Source organism: Actinocorallia sp. B10E7 (assembly GCF_039871655.1).
Lineage (GTDB): Bacteria > Actinomycetota > Actinomycetes > Streptosporangiales > Streptosporangiaceae > Actinocorallia.
Genome location: NZ_JBDPLZ010000010.1, coordinates 16,528 through 36,312 on the forward strand (window position 1 = coordinate 16,528; position 19,785 = coordinate 36,312).

The 19,785-nt window shown below is 67.1% G+C and carries 19 protein-coding genes; 7 read left to right on the forward strand and 12 right to left on the reverse strand.

Annotated elements, in window-relative coordinates:
* Genes ABGB12_RS28050 through ABGB12_RS28080 form a run of 7 tightly spaced genes read right to left on the reverse strand, consistent with a single transcriptional unit; the run spans position 1 to position 9,105 of the window.
* Entirely contained in the window at positions 1-915 is a 915-nt protein-coding gene (locus ABGB12_RS28050; RefSeq protein ID WP_347682472.1) for a TIGR03621 family F420-dependent LLM class oxidoreductase, read from the reverse strand.
* Positions 912-2,120: an amidohydrolase family protein gene (locus ABGB12_RS28055; protein WP_347682473.1), complete on the reverse strand. Its 1,209-nt coding sequence runs from the start codon at positions 2,118-2,120 to the stop codon at positions 912-914. Before ABGB12_RS28055 ends, ABGB12_RS28050 begins: the two co-directional genes overlap by 4 nt.
* A gap of 22 nt (positions 2,121-2,142) precedes the next feature.
* Positions 2,143-3,915 (reverse strand): non-ribosomal peptide synthetase, encoded by a 1,773-nt coding sequence (locus ABGB12_RS28060; protein ID WP_347682474.1) that lies wholly within the window; start codon positions 3,913-3,915, stop codon positions 2,143-2,145.
* Positions 3,912-5,528 (reverse strand): tryptophan halogenase family protein, encoded by a 1,617-nt coding sequence (locus ABGB12_RS28065; protein ID WP_347682475.1) that lies wholly within the window; start codon positions 5,526-5,528, stop codon positions 3,912-3,914. Before ABGB12_RS28065 ends, ABGB12_RS28060 begins: the two co-directional genes overlap by 4 nt.
* A 1-nt stretch (position 5,529) precedes the next feature.
* Complete coding sequence (locus ABGB12_RS28070) at positions 5,530-6,297, reverse strand: alpha/beta fold hydrolase (protein ID WP_347682476.1); 768 nt, start codon at positions 6,295-6,297, stop codon at positions 5,530-5,532.
* Positions 6,290-8,353 (reverse strand): MMPL family transporter, encoded by a 2,064-nt coding sequence (locus tag ABGB12_RS28075; RefSeq protein WP_347682477.1) that lies wholly within the window; start codon positions 8,351-8,353, stop codon positions 6,290-6,292. The genes ABGB12_RS28070 and ABGB12_RS28075 overlap by 8 nt, the downstream gene beginning before the upstream one ends.
* Positions 8,353-9,105, reverse strand: coding sequence for an alpha/beta fold hydrolase (locus tag ABGB12_RS28080; RefSeq protein WP_347682478.1), 753 nt, complete (start codon positions 9,103-9,105; stop codon positions 8,353-8,355). Before ABGB12_RS28080 ends, ABGB12_RS28075 begins: the two co-directional genes overlap by 1 nt.
* An 86-nt stretch (positions 9,106-9,191) precedes the next feature.
* On the opposite strand from ABGB12_RS28080, the gene ABGB12_RS28085 reads away from it, so the two are divergent.
* The 5 genes from ABGB12_RS28085 (at position 9,192) to ABGB12_RS28105 (ending at position 12,890) form a co-directional block, all read left to right on the forward strand.
* A complete protein-coding gene (locus ABGB12_RS28085; protein ID WP_347682479.1) occupies positions 9,192-9,599 on the forward strand; it encodes a DUF2000 domain-containing protein in 408 nt (135 codons plus the stop codon).
* Between the two features lie 216 nt (positions 9,600-9,815).
* Entirely contained in the window at positions 9,816-10,361 is a 546-nt protein-coding gene (locus tag ABGB12_RS28090; RefSeq protein WP_347682480.1) for an LmbU family transcriptional regulator, read from the forward strand.
* Between the two features lie 68 nt (positions 10,362-10,429).
* Positions 10,430-11,053 carry a 2OG-Fe dioxygenase family protein gene (locus ABGB12_RS28095; RefSeq protein ID WP_347682481.1) on the forward strand — a complete coding sequence of 208 codons (624 nt, stop codon included), beginning with the start codon at positions 10,430-10,432 and terminating at the stop codon, positions 11,051-11,053.
* Complete coding sequence (locus tag ABGB12_RS28100) at positions 11,050-12,126, forward strand: pyridoxal phosphate-dependent aminotransferase (RefSeq protein ID WP_347682482.1); 1,077 nt, start codon at positions 11,050-11,052, stop codon at positions 12,124-12,126. The genes ABGB12_RS28095 and ABGB12_RS28100 overlap by 4 nt, the downstream gene beginning before the upstream one ends.
* Positions 12,123-12,890 (forward strand): alpha/beta hydrolase, encoded by a 768-nt coding sequence (locus ABGB12_RS28105; protein ID WP_347682483.1) that lies wholly within the window; start codon positions 12,123-12,125, stop codon positions 12,888-12,890. Before ABGB12_RS28100 ends, ABGB12_RS28105 begins: the two co-directional genes overlap by 4 nt.
* On the opposite strand, the gene ABGB12_RS28110 is transcribed toward ABGB12_RS28105, so the two are convergent.
* On the reverse strand, positions 12,851-13,585 hold the full coding sequence (locus ABGB12_RS28110; RefSeq protein WP_347682484.1) for a Clp protease N-terminal domain-containing protein: 735 nt from the start codon (positions 13,583-13,585) through the stop codon (positions 12,851-12,853). The genes ABGB12_RS28105 and ABGB12_RS28110 overlap by 40 nt on opposite strands.
* Before the next feature lie 424 nt (positions 13,586-14,009).
* On the opposite strand from ABGB12_RS28110, the gene ABGB12_RS28115 reads away from it, so the two are divergent.
* Positions 14,010-14,378 (forward strand): hypothetical protein, encoded by a 369-nt coding sequence (locus ABGB12_RS28115; protein ID WP_347682485.1) that lies wholly within the window; start codon positions 14,010-14,012, stop codon positions 14,376-14,378.
* Positions 14,379-14,559: 181 nt separating this feature from the next.
* On the opposite strand, the gene ABGB12_RS28120 is transcribed toward ABGB12_RS28115, so the two are convergent.
* Genes ABGB12_RS28120 through ABGB12_RS28135 form a run of 4 tightly spaced genes read right to left on the reverse strand, consistent with a single transcriptional unit; the run spans position 14,560 to position 18,834 of the window.
* Positions 14,560-16,080, reverse strand: a complete 1,521-nt coding sequence (locus ABGB12_RS28120) for an amino acid adenylation domain-containing protein (RefSeq protein WP_347682486.1) — start codon at positions 16,078-16,080, stop codon at positions 14,560-14,562.
* Positions 16,077-17,177, reverse strand: a complete 1,101-nt coding sequence (locus tag ABGB12_RS28125; protein ID WP_347682487.1) for a hypothetical protein — start codon at positions 17,175-17,177, stop codon at positions 16,077-16,079. Before ABGB12_RS28125 ends, ABGB12_RS28120 begins: the two co-directional genes overlap by 4 nt.
* A gap of 53 nt (positions 17,178-17,230) precedes the next feature.
* Positions 17,231-18,655 (reverse strand): radical SAM protein, encoded by a 1,425-nt coding sequence (locus ABGB12_RS28130; RefSeq protein WP_347682488.1) that lies wholly within the window; start codon positions 18,653-18,655, stop codon positions 17,231-17,233.
* Entirely contained in the window at positions 18,601-18,834 is a 234-nt protein-coding gene (locus ABGB12_RS28135) for a hypothetical protein (RefSeq protein ID WP_347682651.1), read from the reverse strand. The genes ABGB12_RS28130 and ABGB12_RS28135 overlap by 55 nt, the downstream gene beginning before the upstream one ends.
* A gap of 321 nt (positions 18,835-19,155) precedes the next feature.
* Between ABGB12_RS28135 and ABGB12_RS28140 the strand changes: the two genes are divergently transcribed.
* Positions 19,156-19,710, forward strand: a complete 555-nt coding sequence (locus ABGB12_RS28140; RefSeq protein WP_347682489.1) for a site-specific integrase — start codon at positions 19,156-19,158, stop codon at positions 19,708-19,710.
* The last annotated feature ends 75 nt before the right edge of the window (positions 19,711-19,785 follow it).

Consider the following 19,785-nt stretch of genomic DNA (forward strand, 5'->3'; position numbering starts at 1 on the left):
TCAGCAGCCGGCGAGCGCCGCGACGACGGGAAGGGCGTCTTCCAGGTCGCGGCCCTGGAAGACGACGTAGCTGAAGCCGTAGCGGTCACGGCGTTCGATGAGCCGCTCGATGATCTGGCCGGTGTCGCCCACCAGCACGTTGGGCAGTTCGGCGACTGTGTCGGCGGGCAGGCCCAGGCGCCGGCCGAGCCCGTCCAGGACGTTGGCGGGACGAGCCGTGACCCAGAGGATCCCCACACCGACCTGCAGCTCCAGGTCGGCGAAGCGGTCACCCGCACCCTGGCGGACCCATTGGAGCTTCCTGGCCGTCATGTCCGGCGTGGTGTCGAGCGCCCCGGCGGCACCGCTTCGCAGGTCGTGGTGGACGCCGACGATGTCGGCGTGTCGTCCCGCCGTCCGCAGGATTCGCGGGGAGCCGCCGCCGACCAGGAGAGGGAGCCTGGACTGGACCGGAGAGGGCAGGCCGACATGGCCCTCGGTTCGGTAGTGCCGTCCCTCGAACGAGACGGGCCCGCCCTCCCAGAGCAGACGCAGCAGCTCGAGGGACTCCCCGAGCCGTTCGACCCTGGTTCCGGAGGAATCGAACGGCAGTCCGGCGGACTCGTATTCCGAACGCATCCATCCCGCGCCCAGCCCGAGTTCCAGACGCCCTCCGCTGAGCAGGTCCAGCGTCGCCGCCTCTTGGGCGAGGAGGACCGGGTGGCGGAAGTCGTTGGCCAGCACCAGCGTCCCCAGACGCAGCGTGCTGGTGACTCCCGCGGCGGCCGTGAGAGCGGGGAACGGCGCGAACTGGTCCCCGAGGTGGTCGGGGACCAGAAGCGTCGAGAAGCCGGAGTCCTCCGCTTTCCTGGCGGTGTCCAGCCAGTCGGCGAGCGAACCCGTACGGGTGAACTGGATCCCGAATCTGAACTTCATGCCGGGACCGACAGCACGCGCCTCATCGTGCCCCCGAAGAAGGCGTCGCTGTGCTCTCGGGGGAGGGGCTCGCGGTCGATGAGGGTCCGGAAGTCGGCCGTCGGGGTGGAGGAGCCCTCGGGGTGGGGGAAGTCGGAGGAGAACACCACGCATTCCCCATCGAGAGCGGCGAGCGCGTCCCGGATCCTGTCGCCCGGCTGAGCGACGACCAGGACCTGGCGGCGGAAGTATTCGCTGGGTTTCAGCGGCAGCTTCCACCGGCCGGTGATGTTGCGCAGGATCGGGAGCGTCAACAGGTAGTCGAGCTGGCGCACCCAGGCGGGCACCCAGCCCGTGGCCTGATACTCCTGCAGCATCAGGGTGAAACCCGGGTTCCGCTCGAACACGCCGGAGGCGATCAGCGAGGCGGTGAGCAGCTGCGGGTTGGTCGCGGCCACGCTGGCCAGCGCGTAACCGACGTCGCCGAGCTCCTGCCGGCCGGTCCGGTACCAGCCGGACGCGACCTCGGGACCGCCCAGGAATCCGAAGTGCAGGACCCCGGACATGCCGAGCTCGCTCGCGGCCCGCCAGATCGGCTCGAAGTCGCTGTGCGCGTGCGACTTGCCTGCGGGCGGCCGTCCCGGCAGAAGGAAGGCCCGGCTGCCGAGCTCGCGCGTCCGGTGGAGCTCCCGGACGCACCAGTCGACGTCCTCCCACCACAACAACGCGGTCGTCATCAGCCGGTCGGTGTGCCCGGCCACGACCGAGGCAGCCCAGTCGTTGTAGGCCCGGATGGCCCTGGGGACGTCCTGCGGCTCCAGGTAGGTCGCGATCCGGTCGACGGTGACCAGGGCGGAGGCCGGGTTGATGAGCTGGAGGTCGATCTCGTTCTTGTCCATCCATTCCAGGCGCTCCTCCGGCAGGTAACCGCCCCAGGGATAGGCCATGCCGCGGAACCGGCTGTTCCGCGCGGCCTCGGCCGCCTCCTTCAGGGTGGTGAAGCCGGCGAAGAACTCCTGGGAGGCCCTGATGGAGGCGGTCAGCCGTTCGGCGTCGGCCTCGAGGCGGTCCTCGGGCGCCTTGTCACTGAAGAACGAGAACAGGTCGCGCGTCGTGGTTCGGAAGTACCATCCCGGATCCACCCGGGAGGCCAGTGTCCCGTCGACGGTCACGAGCCAGTCCGGCGGTTCTTGGAAATGGCTGTCGACGTCGATGATGAGGCCCATCGAATCCTCCTGTCAGGCGGGGTCAACTGATGCTCAGCGTCAGCTCTGCGATCGTCGGGTAGTCGAACACCACGCGTGCGTCGAGGCCGCTGACGCCGAGTTCCGTCTCGATGCGCTCGACGATCTCGGTGGCCAGCAGCGAGTGGCCGCCCAGTTCGAAGAAGTTGTCGTAGACCCCGATGGAGCCGATGTTGAGCACCTCCGACCAGATCCTCGCCATCGCCTCCTCCCCGGAGTTGCGCGGCGCCATGTAGGGAGCGCCGAGGTCGGGCCTCTCGGTGTGCGGTGCGGGCAGCGCACCGTGGTCGACCTTGCCGTTGGCGTTCTTGGGAAGCTCGTCCAGCTTCTGGTAGGTCGCGGGGATCATGTGGTCGGGCAGCGTCCGCTTGAGGAAGGAACGCAGATCGTTCTCGGTGGGCTGAGCACCGGGGACGGGGACCAGGTAGGCGACCAGGCGCAGGGCTCCGTTGTCGTCGGGGACCGCGGTGACCGCCACCGCATCGAGGTCGGGGTGGGCCAGCAGGGCGGTCTCTATCTCCCCGCACTCGATGCGGTAGCCGCGGATCTTGACCTGCCGGTCGGTCCGTCCCGCGAACTCGATGGCGCCGTCGGGACGGCGGCGCCCCTGGTCGCCGGTGTCGTACATCCGGGTGCCCGGCACCCCCGAGAACGGGTCGGGGACGAAGCGCTCCGCGGTCAGCGCCGGACGGCCCAGATAGCCGCGTCCCAGCCCGTTGCCGGCCAGGTGGATCCGCCCGGTGACTCCGTCGGGAACGGGATCGCCTTGCTCGTCCAGGATGTACACCCGGGTGTTGGAGATAGGCGTACCGATCGTGGGTGAGCCCTCCAGCCCCGGCGGAATCGTCCCGGCCGTGCCGATGACGCTGTACTCGGTCGGTCCATAGTGGTTGACGACCTTCGCCGCGAGAGTGACCGGGGGATGCTGGGCGACCCGGTCGGAACCCGTGAGCAGCACCCTGAGGGCGGAGCGGGTGGCGATCGGGCTGTTGTAGAAGCGCTCGGCCAGCAGCGGCGGCAGGAACGCCACGGTGATCCGCTCCTCGGCCAACCAGTCCAGGACGACGTCGCCGCCCGTGGAGCCGACCCGCTCGGGCGCGGCCACCAGGGTCGCGCCCGCCGCGAGCGTGGTCCACGTCTCCCAGCAGGAGGCGTCGAACGCGACCCGCGCCAGCAGCGCGCACCGGTCCTGAGGAGTGATCTCATGGGTCTCGACGTGCCAGGACACCAGGTTCGCGATCCCGCGGTGCGGGATCACCACTCCCTTGGGCGCGCCGGTGCTGCCGGAGGTGTAGATGACATACGCGGCGTTGTCGGGCCCCGGCCGCGGCAGCGCGGGTCCGTCGAGGACGGCTTCCTGCGGGCGGGGCGTGAGCGTGCTCAGCCCGGACGCCGCCTCCCACGGTTCCGGATCGTCCGTCACGACGATCCGGGCCCCGGAGTCAGCGGCCATCGCGGACCTGCGCTCGGCGGGGTCGGCGGGATCCAACGGCAGGTAGGAGGCCCCGGCCTTGAGCACCGCGAGTTCCGTGACGACCAGGTCCACGCTCCGCGGAAGGCAGACGGCGACGACCGACTCCAAGCCCACGCCGTGCTGGACGAGCACGCGGGCGACGAGCTCCGAACGCTCCTCCAAGGTGGTGTAGCTGATCCGTTCGTTCTCGTCCACGACCGCGGTGGCGTCGGGCCATCGCGCCGCGGCCCGGGCGACGATCTGGGGAAGGGACGTGTCGGAGGCCAGCAGGTCGCCGGTCTGCTCCGTCTCGGACAATGTCATGATCGCTTGTCTCCTTCCAGAGGGGGGAACGGCACCGCCAGGTCGGTGTCCCGGGAGCGTCCGGTGTCCAGCGACTCCTCGCAGAGCTCCAGAACGGAGTTCATGAAGTTCGCCATCCAAGACGACTCGCTGTTCACCGGTTCGCGGAGTACTTGAGGGTTGGCCTCGAGGAAGCGCAACGCGTCCGGGTGGGGGAGGGCGTCCGCGGCGATCTCCTCATAGCCGCGAACCCTGCGCTCGTAGGCCTCCCGGCTCTCGCGCGCCCCGGTGACGCCGTGCGGGACCCGCTGGCCGAACAGGAGCACGTCGTGGCCGAACGCGCCGAAATTGATCGTGCCGCCCACGCTGAGATCTGCGGTCGAGTAGGACAGCGCGCCGTGGGTGGTGAACCGTTGGAGCGCGTGCTCGATGCCCGAGATGTCCACCTGATCGCGGCAAGCACGCCAGAACTCGCTGTCCGATCTGCCGTTGAATCGGTAGTGCAGCGACAGGAACCAGCGGATGAAGTCCCAGGTGTCGGCGATCGCGCCGTTCGCGGCGTCGATGAGCTTGTCCGGCAGCGCTGCTCCCCCGGTACGGCTGAGCGCCAGGGCCAGCAGGAGCGACTGGCGGCAGATGACGAACAGACCGGTGGATTCCAGCGGTTCGACGAAGCCGTAGGAATTGCCGATCGCGGCCACGTTCCCTTTGACGAACTCCCGGTGCCGACCGGATCGGAAGGTGACCTTCCGGAGGCTCTCCAGGCCCGGGTAGACGCGCCGGAACTCCGCTTCGGCCTCCTCGTCGGTGGTGAAGCGGGAGGAGAAGACGTAGCCGTGGTGGTCCTCGTCCCGTTGGGGGATCGTCCAGGCCCATCCGTTCTCCATGGTGCGGGCCGTCGTGTACGGCCGGACCCTGCCTCCGTGCGGTGCGTTGCCGAAGAACGCCGAGTCGGTGAAGAGGCTTGAGGCGTAGGAGAGGAAGGGGGAGCCGAGCGTCTTCTCCAGCAGCAGCGACCGGAAGCCGGTGCAGTCGACGAAGAAGTCGAAGCGGTGCGTCCGGCCATCGTCGGCCTTGACGGCCTCGACCGTCCCGCCTGCCCCCGGGAGGACCTCCGCGACGGTGCAGTCGACATGGGTGATCCCGCGTGCCTGCGCGAGTTCTCGCAGGTAGGCCAGGATTCGTTTGTTGTCGATGTGGTAGCCGTACGGATAGAGGGCGAGCAGGGAGAAGGGGTGCCCGGGAGCCGAGTGCACGACCGGCGTGAGGTCGCGGGACATCAGGACGGACTCCAGGGTCGCTCTCCTGATGTGCCCGTCGTATTCCTGGGACTCTGCCACGGATCCGGTGTCGAACGGATAGTTGAAGTAGTAGTCGCCGGGTTCGCCCCATTCGAAGCGTATGCCGAGCTTCCAGGTCGGCTGGACCTTCCGGTAGAAATCTTCGATGTCAAGGTCGAGCACTCGGTAGAGGAAGGGCGGAAACTCCGATGTCGTCGCCTCGCCGACGCCGATCACAGGGATCTTGGTCGACTCGAGCAGGCTGATCTCGGCGTCCGGCAGGTATTTGCGCAAGGTCAGTGCCGCCAGATAGCCGGCGGTACCGCCTCCTATCACTCCGATGCGTCGGACCATCTCATGCAAAGCGCTCGACCTCCTGAGGGCTGGTACGGCTGCTGCTGGACAGGGCGGTACGGACCGTCTCGAATATCCGTCCGCCATGGTCGAAGAGAGAGAAGTGACCGCCGGGGAGCAGGGAGAGCGAGTGGCCCGCGTCGGTGTGGTCCCCCCATTGCTCGAGTGCCTCGGGTGCGACGAAGGTGTCCGTGCTCCCGCCGAAGACGTGGATGGGCCAAGGGAACCGGGGCTCCGGGGTGAAGCGGTAGTCGCTGACGACCTCGAGGTCGGCGCGGAAGACCGGGAGGAAGTCGCGAACGAGGTCCTTCCGGGAAGTCCCCTGAGGGAAGTACTGCAGGCTGTCGAGGAATCCCAGGAGCGCCTGGTCGGGGAGTTCGTGCAGCGGTTGGGGGGAGAGGGTGTGCGGCGGGGGGAACGCCGACACCAGCAGGCAGACGGGCGGGGGCCCGCCGTTCAGCCGCTGCCGCCGAGCCACTTCGTAGGCGGTGAGCGCTCCGATGCTGTGCCCGAGAAGGACGTACGGCAGCCGGGTGAGCCCGGCTATGGCCTCCTCGATCCCGTCCAGCAGCGTCGGCATCTGCCGGAGGCAGGGTTCCGTCTTGCGGTTCTCCCGGCCGGGCGGCTGCACCGCGACGACATTCAGATCTTCGGGGAGGGCGGTCCACTTGCGGTACGCGCTCGCCCCGCCGCCCGCGTGCGGGAGGCAGATGAGAGTCGGCAGGTCCGGTCGGGCCGGGCTGATCTGCATGATCCAGCTGTCACCCATGGGCATCTCCTGGAGTAATGCGTGAGACCAGTGAGGGGAACACGAGGAAGGCCGCGAGGAGCACACCGGCCGCCACGACGATTCCGACTTGAACGGACGAGACGAGCGGTAGCACGCAGATCGCCGCGAAAGCTGCCGCGAGCGATGCTCCCGCCGCGCGCAGCACACGATCGGGTACTCCGCTCGACGACGAGATGACGAAGAGGAGCAGGAACACGACGAGATACACGGACGAGTGCAGCGGCAGGGAGTGGGGTTCGCCTTCGAAGCCGAAGACCGGTCCGAAGAGAGCCCTTCCCGCCCCGAGGGCCGCGGCGCAGGTCAGAAGCACGATGAACGTCAGTGCCGCCGCCGAGGTCATCCGCCGTGACACCATCAAGAACACCAGGGCCACGGCGATGAGCATCAGCGGGAGGACGATGCGCTGGTCGCGCCGCGCGCCGGCATAGGTGTCGGCCGCCACCGCATCGGTTCCTCCGACGAGGGGGTTGGAACCGCGTACGTCCTCCAACCGGTCGCGTAGTCGTTGGACGACGTCCATCGCCTCCCTACCGCCGGGAGCGGCCTGGGACGTCGCGGAGATGAGCGTTCGCCCGCCGGCCGATGTGACGACCGCGGCCTCGGCGATGCCGCGTGTACCGCGGACCGCCGACAGGACGGAATCGGTGTGCGCGGCGTCGCAGAGGACGGTCACGGGTGCCGTGACCCCGGCGGGGAAGGGGCCGGTCAGCAGGGTTTGGCCGGTCGCGGCTTCAGGGGTGTCGACGAACACGTCGGACGACTCCAGCCCGGGCCGACCCGCCAGAAGCCCGGCGGACAGGATGACGAGCAGGAGGAGCACGGCCACGGAGACCTTCGGCGAGCGCCGCCCGGTGCGGGCCGTGGGCTTCTTCGGTCCTCCCGGCCTGGGGATGAACGGGAAGTACGGCCAGCGCCCGCACAGGACGAGGGCGACGGGGAGCAGAGTCGACGCGGTCGCCGTCGCGCACACGACCGCCACCGCGCAGATCGGTCCGAGGCCCCGGCTCTCCCCCAGAGAGGCTGCGAGCAGGGTGAACATGACCGCTGCGGTCATGCCGCCCGCCTTGAGGATCACGGGCCCGGACTTGCGGAGCGCGGCGACCATCGCCTCGCCGCGGTCCGCATGCCGGCCGAGCTCCTCCCGAAACGCGGAGACGAGGATCAGCGCGAACACGGTGTGGACGCCCAGGCACAGAAGGGTCAGCAGGCCCTGGCTCAGATCGGTGAGCATCGCGACGCCCGACTCGCCCAGGACGTACACGGCGGCCTCTGCCAGGACCATTCCCATCCCGCCGGTGGCGAGCACGATGGCCCAGAGGAACGGGCTGCGGAACACCACGACGAGGACGACGAGCAGCAGCAGCGACACCGCGAGCAGGGGAACCGCGGGCACCCGGTGCCGGAAGTCGGCCAGCGTCGTGGTGTGCGCGGCCGGTCCGGTCACGGCGATTCGCAGACCCTTCTCGCCGTCCCCCACTAGGCGCTCGACCCTCCTCACCGTTCGGGCGACCTCCGCGATCTGCTCGAACGACAGCTCCGGAGAAGGCACGGCGATGGGCAGCGTCACCATGGCGGCCGTGCCGTCGGGGGAGACCACGGGAGCCGAGGGGCTCCCCGCACGGGGGGCTTCGCGTGCCAGGCGGGTCCGGTCGGATTCGATCATCACCAGGTCCTGGGACGTCAGTGGCCCCGTCCGCCGGTAGGCGACGACGGCGGGAAGCGTTCGCCTTCCGGACAAGGACGCCTGCGAGTTCTCGGCGCGCACCGACTGGGCCGACTCCGGAAGATTGGCCAGTGGGTCGTTCTCCTGAACTGTGGAGATCTTGCTGCCGAGGGGGCCTGTGATAATGACCGCCAATATCCAGCCGAGCAGCACGAGCCACTTTGAGCGGCTTGCCGGGAATTTATGCAACAGATCCCCTAGAGGCGTGTTTCGCTGAGGTCGTGGTGGCAGAGACGATAACCACGGCCTGTTCGGCTCTTCAAGGGAATGGCGGGCGGCAGCGGGTGTCCCGTTGACGGGACACCCGATCATTAGTCGGAAAAGGAGGGCGGCGCCACGACGGCCTCGATGACCTGCGCCGCATGCTCGTAGAGGTAGAAATGGTCGCCGGGCAACATCGTCAGCGAAAAAGAGCCCGCGGCGGCGTATCTGCGCCACTCGGCGAGGTCGCTCTCGCCGGCGAACGGGTCGTCCAGGCCGCCGAAGGCCCGGAGCGGGCAGGGAAGCGGGTCCTCCTCGCGCGACCGGTAGCCGGCCGCGAGTCTGAAATCGGCTTTGAGCACCGGAAGGAACATCTCCAAGAATCCCCGCTGGGTCGAGAGTTTGCCGGGCAGGTACTCACGTTCCTGCAGGAAGGCGAGGATCTCGTCGTCGGTGCGCTTGTGGAGGTCGGGAAGCGGCAGGTGGGGCGCGGGAAAGCCGGACACCCCCACGGCCGTGGGGCCCGGCTCGCCCAGCGCCCGCAGCCGCCGTGCGCACTCCAAGGCGGACAACGACCCCACACTGTGCCCGAGAAAGGCGAAGTCACGCCCCTCGGCCTGGTTCCTGAACGCGGTGAGAATCGGGTCGACCAGTGAATGGAGATCGGTTACCAAAGGCTCCGCCCTGCGCGTCTCCCGGCCGGGCAGCTGTACGACGAACAGCTCGACCCGGGAGACCGCGGCGCCGCGCCAACGCTGGTAGGCCGAGGCTCCGCTTCCGGCGTGCGGAAAGACGATGAGAACCGGCTTATCGGGACGTTTAGGGCCGATCCGTGACAGCCAGGCCGCGGAACTGTTGTCCATGTCATGACTCCGCTTCCGAACGGCTTCCGTCTCCGAAAGCCTTGATCACGCCGTTGTCATTGAGCGAAGCGTGATATTTTCTCCGCATGAAATTCGTGGTCGCTCTCAACCGTTCCTACGAGCTGAGCAGGCTGGCCTCCGGACTGGGTCATGTGACGGCGGGGCTCGTGGCCGGACTGCGCGACAGGACTGAGGATTTCGCCTTCGGCGAGTACATATCAAGGGACGGGCAGGTCTACCCGTGGATCAGCGACGCCCCGTTCATCGTCCTCAAGGGCAGGGGCGGCCAGTTGAAGAGCCTGCGCGGCACGCTCAACGAGCGAGGCCTGCCCTGCGTCGCCTACCTGGACACGATGCTCAGCGGAGGGGCGAGCGTACAGAAGGAACTCACCGCGCAGCGCGCCGAGGACGAGATCCAGGTGCTCGCGGTGGCCACTTTCGGGCCGGCCGAGGTGCTGAATGAATTGACCAAGAAGTTCTCTCTCTGGCAGTAGAGACAGGGGATCTCTGGACACCGACGAATCCATGGTGAACAGGGGGATTCGTTGTTGATCCGACACGCGCCAGGAGAAGTAGTGGGACTGTTAGGGTGCTTTGCATCCGTCCTGACGTGATGTCCTGCCGTAGGGGTGTTCGCAATGCTCGATCGTGGAAACGCGAGGAGGCGTAAGGACCTGAATTCGGTCCGTGCCAAGGCACTGACCAAGAGGGTGAGCCTGCACATCACCTCGCCGATCTCACTTGATTCCTGGCTGGCTCTCGGTGAAGAGCTGTTCGTGATTTCCGATGCCTCCGCCTGGTGGCTCGGCGATTGGCTCGTGTACGGCCAGGACAGATATCCCGACAGGTACCGTCGCGCGCTGGAGGAGACCTCTCTGCAGTACAAGACCCTGCGTAATTACGCTTGGGTGGCGCGCAAATTCCCTGCTTCCCGCCGACGGGACACCCTGAGCCTCCAGCACCATGCAGAGGTCGCGGCACTGTCGGAGGGCGAACAGGACACCTGGCTCAACCTGGCCGAACGTCACCGGTGGTCGGTCTCGGAACTCCGCAGGTGGCTGAAGGCCGAGCGTGAAACCATGTCCGGGGCGGCTCAGACCTTCGGGCTGGAGCTGGACCCCGAGCGCTTCGAGCGCTGGCGGGCCGCGGCCGATCTCGCAGACCTCACCCTCGAAGAATGGATTTCGACGGTTCTCGACCATGAGACGGAAACGGTACTGGCCAAAATCGGCGGATCCCTCAAGACGTTGTCGTAGCTCTTCCCAAGCGCCCGGTCAGACCATGATGATGGCGAATCGGTGACCGAAGTGCGAGGAGCAGAGCGATGCGGTACGCGGTCTTCAGTTCCCTGCAAATGATCGACGGCGACCTTCTCAGGAGTTTCGAGGGCCTTGCCGAAGACCGGTATCTCAAGAGTGAGCACTGCTTCCGGTTCCGGGCCTTCGGGAGCGCCAGGGTCAAGGGGAACGCGGTTCTGTGGGAGGAGGACCTCGTCTTCCGACAGGGAAGGGACATAAATTCCTATGCGGGTGGAGTGGACCGGCGATTTCCGCCGATCGGTGAAAGCGCCCGGTCCTTCGCGGAGGAATTCGTGCGCAGCCGCCGAATCCATGACCTGCTCGCCGTCGAGGAGTTCGAGCTGGGCTGCCACCAGATCAGGATCGTCGCCGAGGGAGAGAATCCGGGGTTTCCCGCGCCGGAGGGATTCCACCGCGACGGGTTCGAGCTGATCACGGTGACGTGCGTGGCCACGGATAACGTCAGCGGTGGCGAGTCCCTGGTCGACGTCGGCGGTGAACTGATCTTCACCCGGGCCATCGCGCCCGGCGAGACCCTGCTGCTCGACGACCGCGCGGTCACCCACTACGTCAGCCCGATCATGCCCCGAACCCCCGGCCGTGCGACCCGGGACGTCATCGTCATGACCTTCACCAGGAACGAGAGGTGACGACAGTGATCCCTTCCTACGCCATCCAGGACTGGCTGTTCGCCCGGGCCGCCGGCCGGTACGACATCGATCTCGGTGAGAGCGGGGTTCAGGCCCAGTCGGTGCGGGATCTGGAAATAGATCCCGACTGGGATCTGGACTACAGCACGGATCGGGGGAACACCGCGCTCCGAGAGGAGATCGCAGCGCTCTACTCCCGTGACGAGGCGGACAGGGTCATGGTCGCGCACGGAGCGCAGGAGGCGCTGTACCTCTTCTACCGGACCTTTCTGAGGCCGGGCGACCACGTCATCACGACCTCTCCGGGTTGGCAGCAGTCCTGGGAGGTTCCGGCCCACATGGGGTGCCGGGTTTCGCGGCTGAAGCTGGACGCGGACGGCGGTTTCGACGTGCGCGCGCTCGCCGGGCTCGTCAGGGAGGAGACCCGCCTGCTCGTCCTCAACAGCCCGTGCAACCCGCTCGGATCGGTGATCGCCGAGCCGGTCTGGGAAGAGTTGTTCGCGCTCGCCGACGACTGCGGTTTCTGGGTGCTGAATGACGAGGAGTACCTTCTGGACTTCTCCCGGTCGGTGGTGAACCGCTATGAGCGTTCCGTCTCGGTCTCCAGCCTCTCCAAGGTCTACGGGTTGCCGTCGCTGCGAACGGGCTGGGCTTTCGGTCCTTCCGAGGTCGTCGAGGCGATGACCAACTACAAGCGTTACACCTCTGTGGCGAACTCCTCTCTCACCGAGCGCATGGCGACGGAGGCACTGCGGAACCGGTCGCGTCATCTCAAGCGCTACGAGCAGTTCGTCGCGGCAGGGCTTCACCGGTTGGAGGCGTTCGTCGGGGAGCGGCCCGGAACAGTGCGGTTGCTTCGCCCCCAGGGCACTCCGTTCGGCTGGCTCAGGGTGAACGTCGCTTCCTCCTCGCAGGCGTTGGCCGAACGTCTGCTGGAAGAGCAGCGCGTTCTGGTCATGCCGGCGGAGGTCTTCGGCTCGGACAACGGGCTGCGGCTGACCTACGCGCGCCCCCTCGACGTCCTCGACGAAGGACTCGCCAGGCTGGGAGCCGTCGTGGACGCTGCGGCGTGAGCGAACGACTCGTGGATGAGAGCCGGTACGAGACCATCGGTTACGGCCTGGGAGAGGATCGATTCGGGCATCTGTGGCAGGCCGACGGCACCGGGCCGCGTCCTGTCGCGGTCCTTCTGCACGGAGGCTACTGGCGTGCCCCCTACAGGCTCGATCTCATGAACCCTCTGGCGGCCTCGCTCGCTGCGGGCGGGGTTTCGGTCTGGAACCTGGAGTACCGCAGGATCGGAACTCCAGGCGGTGGGTGGCCGGGGCTTTTCGACGACGTCGAAGCCGGCTTCGGGATCCTGGACTTGCTGGCGGCCGAGCACGGGCTGGACCTCTCCCGTGTGGCGGTCGTCGGGCACTCGGCCGGTGGACATCTGGCACTGTGGCTCGCCACACGGACGAACGCGGTGCGGCCTGCGCTCACCGTGGCGCTCGCGCCGGTGAGCGACCTGGTCGGCGCGCACCGCATGGGCCTTTCGAACGACGCGGCTGCCGAACTGATGCGCGGAACCTACGCCCGGGTCCCGGAACGGTATCGGGCGCATTCGCCGAGGGCCCTCCTGCCGCTGGGGGCCAGGCTCATCGTCGTCCACGGGAGGCGCGACGAGACCGTGCCTTGCGGCATGAGCGCGGAGTTCTGCGCGGCGGCGAGCACGGCCGGAGACGACTGTGAGTTCCTCCTGTTCGACGCGGCTGATCACTTCGCGCTCATCGACCCCGGTACAGAGGCCGGAGCTCAGGTCTCCTCACGGATCATCGCGGAGCTCTCCGGTTGATCGCCGTCTTCGGCCTTCGACAAGGCCGCGAGGTCCACTGAGAATTCGGCTAGGACGTCACAGGCCGCGCCGCGGCCGATGGCGATCAGCCCGGTGAGCAGGTGATCGCAACCGATCTGCGACTCTCCTGCCTTGGCAGCGAGTTCCTGGGCCGTCGCGAGGGCCTTGCGGGAGTAGGGCGTCCAAGCGATTCGCTCGGCCGCCTGGGACGCGCCCAGGCCCAACCTGCCGTAGATCTTCTGCCGGAGCTCGTCCATCGGGGCGTCGAGTGCGGCAAGGAGGCGCGTGGCGCTGTTGTCCTCCGCGAGGAGTCCCCACAGCACGTGCTCCGTGCCGATGAAGTTATTGCGGTGGCGTATGGCGACCTCTTTCATGTGCGCCATCGCGGTGCGCAGTTCCTCCTTCAATTCCTCCGGCTCGTACCTCCGGTGGGGAACGAGGTATCGCTGTTGGACGGCCTGTCGACTCACTCCTAGGACCGCCCCGATCTCCGCCCATGAGTACCCGTGCAGACGGCAGTGCTCGACGTAGTCCTCGACCAGGTCGTCCGCCAGGTTGCGCAGCCGCTCGGCCGTCTCCACCCCGGTTTTCAACAGCACCAGCCAGTCGGGTTGTTCCTGGTCCGCGTCCCGGTAGGCGTCGCCGCAGGTCCGGTCGACCTCGGCGATGAGAGCATCAAGATCTGGTATCACCATGACGCAACCATCCCTTGCCAATGTAGCTTTGTCAAGAACTCATTGCTTTTTTGGTTTGGAAGTGTCCGGCTTGGGCCTGTGGAGCGGGTGCGGGAAGAGGGCCCTGTATCGGGTGCGTCCGACGGAGATCCCTGGGTCGGCCCCGATGGGACGGCGAAACGGATCTGGAGTGGGATGCGATCTGCACGGCTGCGCGATCATGAGGTTCCCCCCCTCGGTGGACAGGGGGAACATCATCCACCGTTAACGAGGTTTCAGGCGTGGTGTTGTCGTTAGGGTGAGGCCGGACCCGAGTCGGTCGGGACGGATAGCCCGGAGATTCTGGACAGCGAGAGGCGTACTCTCATGCCGCTTGGAGGTGGCCGTGTCGCCGAGCGTGGAGACTGTCGGATCCCGCGGCTAGGTTCTGTGGCATGTCTGAGGTGTGGGCGATGTACGCCAAGCCAAGGGCCGGGGTGGTTCCGCTGAGGGTACGGCCGCGGCTGGCGAGAGCGAATCGAGCGCCTTCAAAGAGCAGATCAACGATCAGCTCGCCCATGCCATCCCGCTGCCTGACGGCCCGGTCAGGCTCCGCATCAGCTACCGCGTCGGCCCCCGCCGCTCCTGGCCCAACGTGTGGAAACCCACCATTGATGCCCTCGGCCACCTCCTCGGTCGGACCTCACCCGACCGGCCCTGGCACCCACACGACGGCCGCATCACCGAACTCGGCCTCCACGCCCGGACCGAACCAGAACTCGGCAACGACACCGCCATCAAGATCACCGCGCAGTCCGCGACGCTTCCCACGTGAGCATCTCGACGCCCGCTCATGCCGCGAGCTGAGCGGGGAGGCGCGGCTTCGACGTATGACCTCGTTCGATGAGTTCCTCTCTGCCCGCGGCGACATGGCGGATGCCAGTCCGTCACGCAGGACGACCGCCGCCCGTCCGGCCCGATGCGGGGACTCCTCGCGGATGCACACCGAAAAGCCGTCAGTCTGATGCCGACCGGCCGGATTCGGCGAGAGCACGTCGGTCTTTCTTTCCGGTGGGCGTGGTGGGGAGATTCTCGCGAGCGTGAAAGCGGTGCGGGACCAGCGCTGGGGGAAGGGTGGCCCGAGCGTGCGCTCGGACGGCGGCGACGTCGACCGGGTTGTCGGGGTTCGGCACGAACCAACAGGTCAGACGGGCGTCAGATGTCTTCGCCACCGCGACGTCCATGAGGCCGAGGCAGCTCGACAGTGCGGCCTCGACCTCCGCCGGTTCGACCCGATGGCCGTGGATGTCAAGCTGGTCGTCCTCGCGTCCCACGAACGTCAGCACGCCGCTCTCACCCCGATGGACGAGGTCGCCGGTGCGGTAGAGGTCGCCGTCCGCGTGCAGGGGCGTCTCCGGATCGTGCCAGTAGCCGCGAGCGATGCCCGCTCCGCCCAGGTGGAGGACACCGATGTCTCCTGCCGCACACCGATGGCCGTTCCGGTCGAGGACGAACGCCTCGACGTTCGTGATCGGGAGGCCGATCGGCACCGGTTCGTCGGGGCGGGCGGATCGGATCTCGTGGCAGGTCGCGGTGACTGTGGCCTCGGTCGGACCATAGAGGTTGAAGAGCCGATGGTCGCCGTTCACGGCATTCCGCCAGGCCAGGACGTCCCGTCCGTGGAGGGGCTCTCCGCCCAGGATCAGCGTCTTCAGATCTGGCAGGTCGACCGGGCCGCAGCGGGACAGCAGGCGGCAGTAGGTGGGGGTTAGATCGGCATGCGTGATGCGGTGCTCCCGCATCCACTCCAGGAATCGTCTCGGGCTGTGCTTCACGTCGTCGCCCACGGGCCAGAGGGTCGCTCCGTGCGCGAGCGCGCCGAAGATCTCCTGCACGGAGGCGTCGAACGTCGCGGAATGACTCTGCATGACCCGGTCCCCGGGCACGATCCGGAACCGTCGCCCGGCCCACCGCACGAGATTGGCCACCGCCCGATGCTCGACCATCACCCCCTTCGGCCTGCCACCCGACCCCGACGTCGGCATCACATACGCCAGATCCGAGGGCGCCGGCCGCACGACGTCCCGACACAACCGTCTGCCGCCCGAGGCCGACAGGCGGTCGTCGAACGATGGCCTGCTCAGCAGGGCGGACAGGGGATCGAGGCGGAGGATGGGGGTTGCGGGGTCGGGGAGCCAGGGGGCGGGACGGGCGTCGGTGAGGAGGCAACGGGCGGAGATCCGGTTGAGAAGGTGGTGGAGGCGCTGGGGTGGGTCGGCGGGGTGAAGGGGGAAGTAGGCGGCGCCGGCCTTCAAGGCGGAGAGAAGGGCGACGTAGAGAGCGGGGGTTCGGTCGAAGAGGACGGGGATCAGGGAGGCCGAGGTGACGCCGCGGTCGATCAAAGCGCAGGCCAGGAGGTCGGACGCGTGGTCGAGGTCGGCGTAGGTCAGGGTGCCCAGCGGGTGGACGATCGCCGGGTGGTCGGGGCGGCGGCGAGCCTGGTGGCGGAAGAGGCCGACGACGGTCGGCGCGGTCATGAGCGGAACTCGCCGATGAGCGGGGGCCAGGTCTGTTCGTCCAAGCCGTACTGGCAGAGGAAGGCGTAGGCGAGACGTTCCAGGCCGAAACCCACGCAGGCTGACTTAAGGTGCGTCCCCTCAGGTGCGGTGATGTCGAACCGGCGGGTGAAGTGGTCGTCCGCGTAGTTGAAGGAGGCGACCGCGACGCTACGGTCATCGCCGATCGGCATGCGGACTTCGCGCTTGGACTCGGCGACGATCTGGAGGGCGATCACGCGTGGATCCGCGTCGGCGAAGAAGGGGTCATTGGCCACCTCGCAGGACGCTCGAAGCCCGAGGGCGCCCAGCAACTCCCGGACGTCCTCCATGAGGGCCGCCTGCCGGTCCCGAATCGCCGTCCGGTCACCCAGAAAGACCGTCTCGCGGATCGTGAAGTCCCAGAGCCGGTCGAGGCCGTGCTCGTAGCGCGACTCGAAGCGGAACGCCTTCCCGCGACTGGTGACGACGGCCGTCTCGGCCAGCCGCCGACCGGCGAACTGATGGTAGGTGTGGAAGCACATCGTCGGTGGCAGGCAGTGCGCGGCACCGTCGGTGAGAGCGAGAAGGTCCCGGCCGCGCGGCGTCAGCTCGGCGAACCGCGCATAGACATCGATGTCGGCGCGCAGTCTTGAGACGAACATCGCGAACCGGGGAAAGGCGTCGAGATAACCGCACTGGTCGATCACCGACATCGGCAGCAGCGTCGGATAGCGGTACTCCACCGCGCCGTATCCCGCGACCAGGCCGAGCAGAACGGCGTCGAAGGCCCGCATGGCCTTGAGCAGCGGGCCGCCGACCGCGACCTGGCCCGGTCCCGACCGGAAGGCCGCGCCCGAGTCGACGAGCTCGTCGAGGACGTCCCGCGCGGGACGGCCGGGGATCTCCCAGAGCGTCCGCCGCGGCACATCCAGCTGACGGACGATCTCCGTCGACACGACCCTCAGCAGCTTGCGCCGAATCTCCTCGTGGGCGTTGGCGGGAGCCGACAGTTCGATGCCGAGGACCTCGCCGGCCCGCCCCTTGACGAGGGTGAACGTCTCGATTCGCTCGTCGAGGAAATAGACATATTTGCCCAATTCATCCCCCTGGGCTGGATCCAGCGGGGTGTCGAAGAGCAACCGCGTGCCCGTCATCTACCGGGGACCCCGGCACTGTCCTGGTTGTACGGGTTCAGTCGTTCACGAAGGGAGAGGAGATGAGTGCGGGTCATCTTCGCCTTCTGGTCGGCGCTGAAGAAGATCCGGGAGACGTTGCCCGCCCAGGTCATCCCCGTGTCGGTCGTCTTGAGGAGGCCGTCCTCCTCGATGAGGAGACCGGCGGTCTTCATGCGGGCGATGTCCGCGGCGAAGAGTTCGGGATGCGGGATGCTGCCGACCTCGATCTCCTGGAGGAGCGAGGGGAACATGACCATCAGCCGGTGCGCCTGCTCCAGCGGGGAACACTCCGTCCCGGCGGAGATCGGCAGCGTCCCTCCTTGAAGCGCGGACACGTAGCCGCCGATCGACGAGGTGTTGACATACTGGCGCCCGGCCACGTACCCGCGTGACGAGGGCCCCAGCCCGAGTATGTGGCCGCCGCCGAGCAGATGCCCCTTGACCTGGTCGACGTAGCGGTGCGGGACGCCGCGCCGGGCGAACATGTAGGAATGCTCCGCATCGTAACCGCGCTCGCGTAGTGAGTCCCGCATGACCTCGAACATCCTGATGTTGCGTTCGTTGGACGGCTTGAGGCTGAATCTGTCGGACTCCTCCACTGTCCGTTTGAACCAGGTGTTCTCCCACAGGGTGAGCGCATAGGTGTCGATGTAGTCAGGCTCCAGCGAACATCCCTGTGCGATGTCGTCGCGCAGGGTGTCCATGGTCTGGTCGGGCAGGTTGTAGAGCAGGTCGATCGCGAACTCGGGAATCCCCGCCCGCCTTATCTCGGACACCGCGGCCCGGATGTCGGCCGGGGTCGGCTTGAGGCCCAGCTTGCGGCGTAGGTCCCCCTTGAACGTCTGAACGCCGAAGCTGACGCGGTTCACCCCGAGGTCACGGAACGTCCTGAGCTTGGCCTCGTCCTTGAGAGTGAGGGCGTCGCCCTCCATCGTGATCAGTGGGTTTCCGGACAGGTCGAATGACTCTCGGAGAGCCGTGAACACGGCCTCGATGAACTCGGGTTCCACCGAGGTGGGGGTTCCGCCGCCGAACTCCACCCACTCGACGGCACGTCCGTCGAAGAACTCCGACCGGCCGTATCGGCGGATCTCGGTGACGAGAGCATCGAAGAAGAGTTCCTTTTCCATGCGGCTCGTCGACTGGTTCAGGGTCTTCAGGAACGGACAGAAGTGGCAGAGGTAGTCACAGAAAGGAATATGGAGGTATACGAGCACCGGCCGATCATCGGCGGGTAGATCCAAATAGCTGGTGAATCGTGGGACATCAGTGATGGAATCTTCCTCACGACTCAGCTTGGGATAGTAGAAGAACTCCTGAAGCCGATCTCTGAACTTCAGGCTGCTCACCGTCGGCCGCCCCCTGCTTTTCGCTTGAGCATCACGCTGATGCGCTCGCATGTCTCGAAGTTTTCGGGGCGCAGGTCAACGGCGCCCACAACGATCCCGTAGCGCTCCTCGATACATACGATGAGACGCACGAGATCGAATGAAGCGAGCAGTCCGCTGGAAACAAGTGGTAGGTCTACCGGCACCTCGGGTACCCCGACCAGATCCTCTACGATCAGGAGCTCACTCAATTCTCGCGGGCTCGGCACAGATCCCCCTGTTTTCGCCCCACTGTGAATCATTTCCCTCGAGTAATACAAAGTTCGGGCGCGGACTCCTCCTCCATCATGCCATCATTTATCCCATTTCTAGCTATCTGTCCTCTTCTGGACATTCGCCTGTTTCACCACTCGTTTTCCCGCCTTTCGCTACGACCTCTCTTGCCCCAGAACCTCGGCAGCGCATACACGTAATGCCGCACGGCAGGCATCCGGTGGAACATCCGCTCATGCCGCGAGCTGAGTGGGCGCTGGCCCCTGGCGTTCCCTGCCGGCGGGGTTCACGTTCGGTTCATGACCTTCTTCGATGAGCTCCTTGTGGCGGGTGGCAACACCGCGAACACCGATCCTCTGGGCAGGGTCACCGACGCCTACCTGTCCCGCTACAAGGGCACTTCCCGTGCCCACACCGCATCCGACCTCCGGGTCTTCCTCACCTGGTGCACCGAGAGGAACCTGGAGCCACTCACCGTTCAGCTCCCAGCCGGATCGTCCTGGTGCCGCTACCGCCAGCGGTCGGACGAGCCATCGAACGCGCAGTCGACGACCGGACCGCCGGGCCGATCCCGCGGAACACCAGAGGAACCCGGATGGATCGTCACGCCGCCACCAGGCGCCTGCGCCGCCTGGCCGCAGTGTCGATCATCCGACTCCCCGCGCATGCACCCCCACATGCTCCGGCACACCTTCGTCACCACCATGCTGGACGCTGGCGTCGACCTGCGCGACGTCCAGATCGCCGCACGCCACGCCGACCCCCGCACCGCCATGCGCTACGACCGCGCCCGCTACAACCTCGACCGACACCCCGACTACATCCTCGCCGCCTACATGGCCTCCGGCACCTGACCGCACCTCGTCCCTCTGCCGACGACCGGATATTCCTCAGATCGAGGCAGAAGATCGGGGACTCCACGGAAAGCG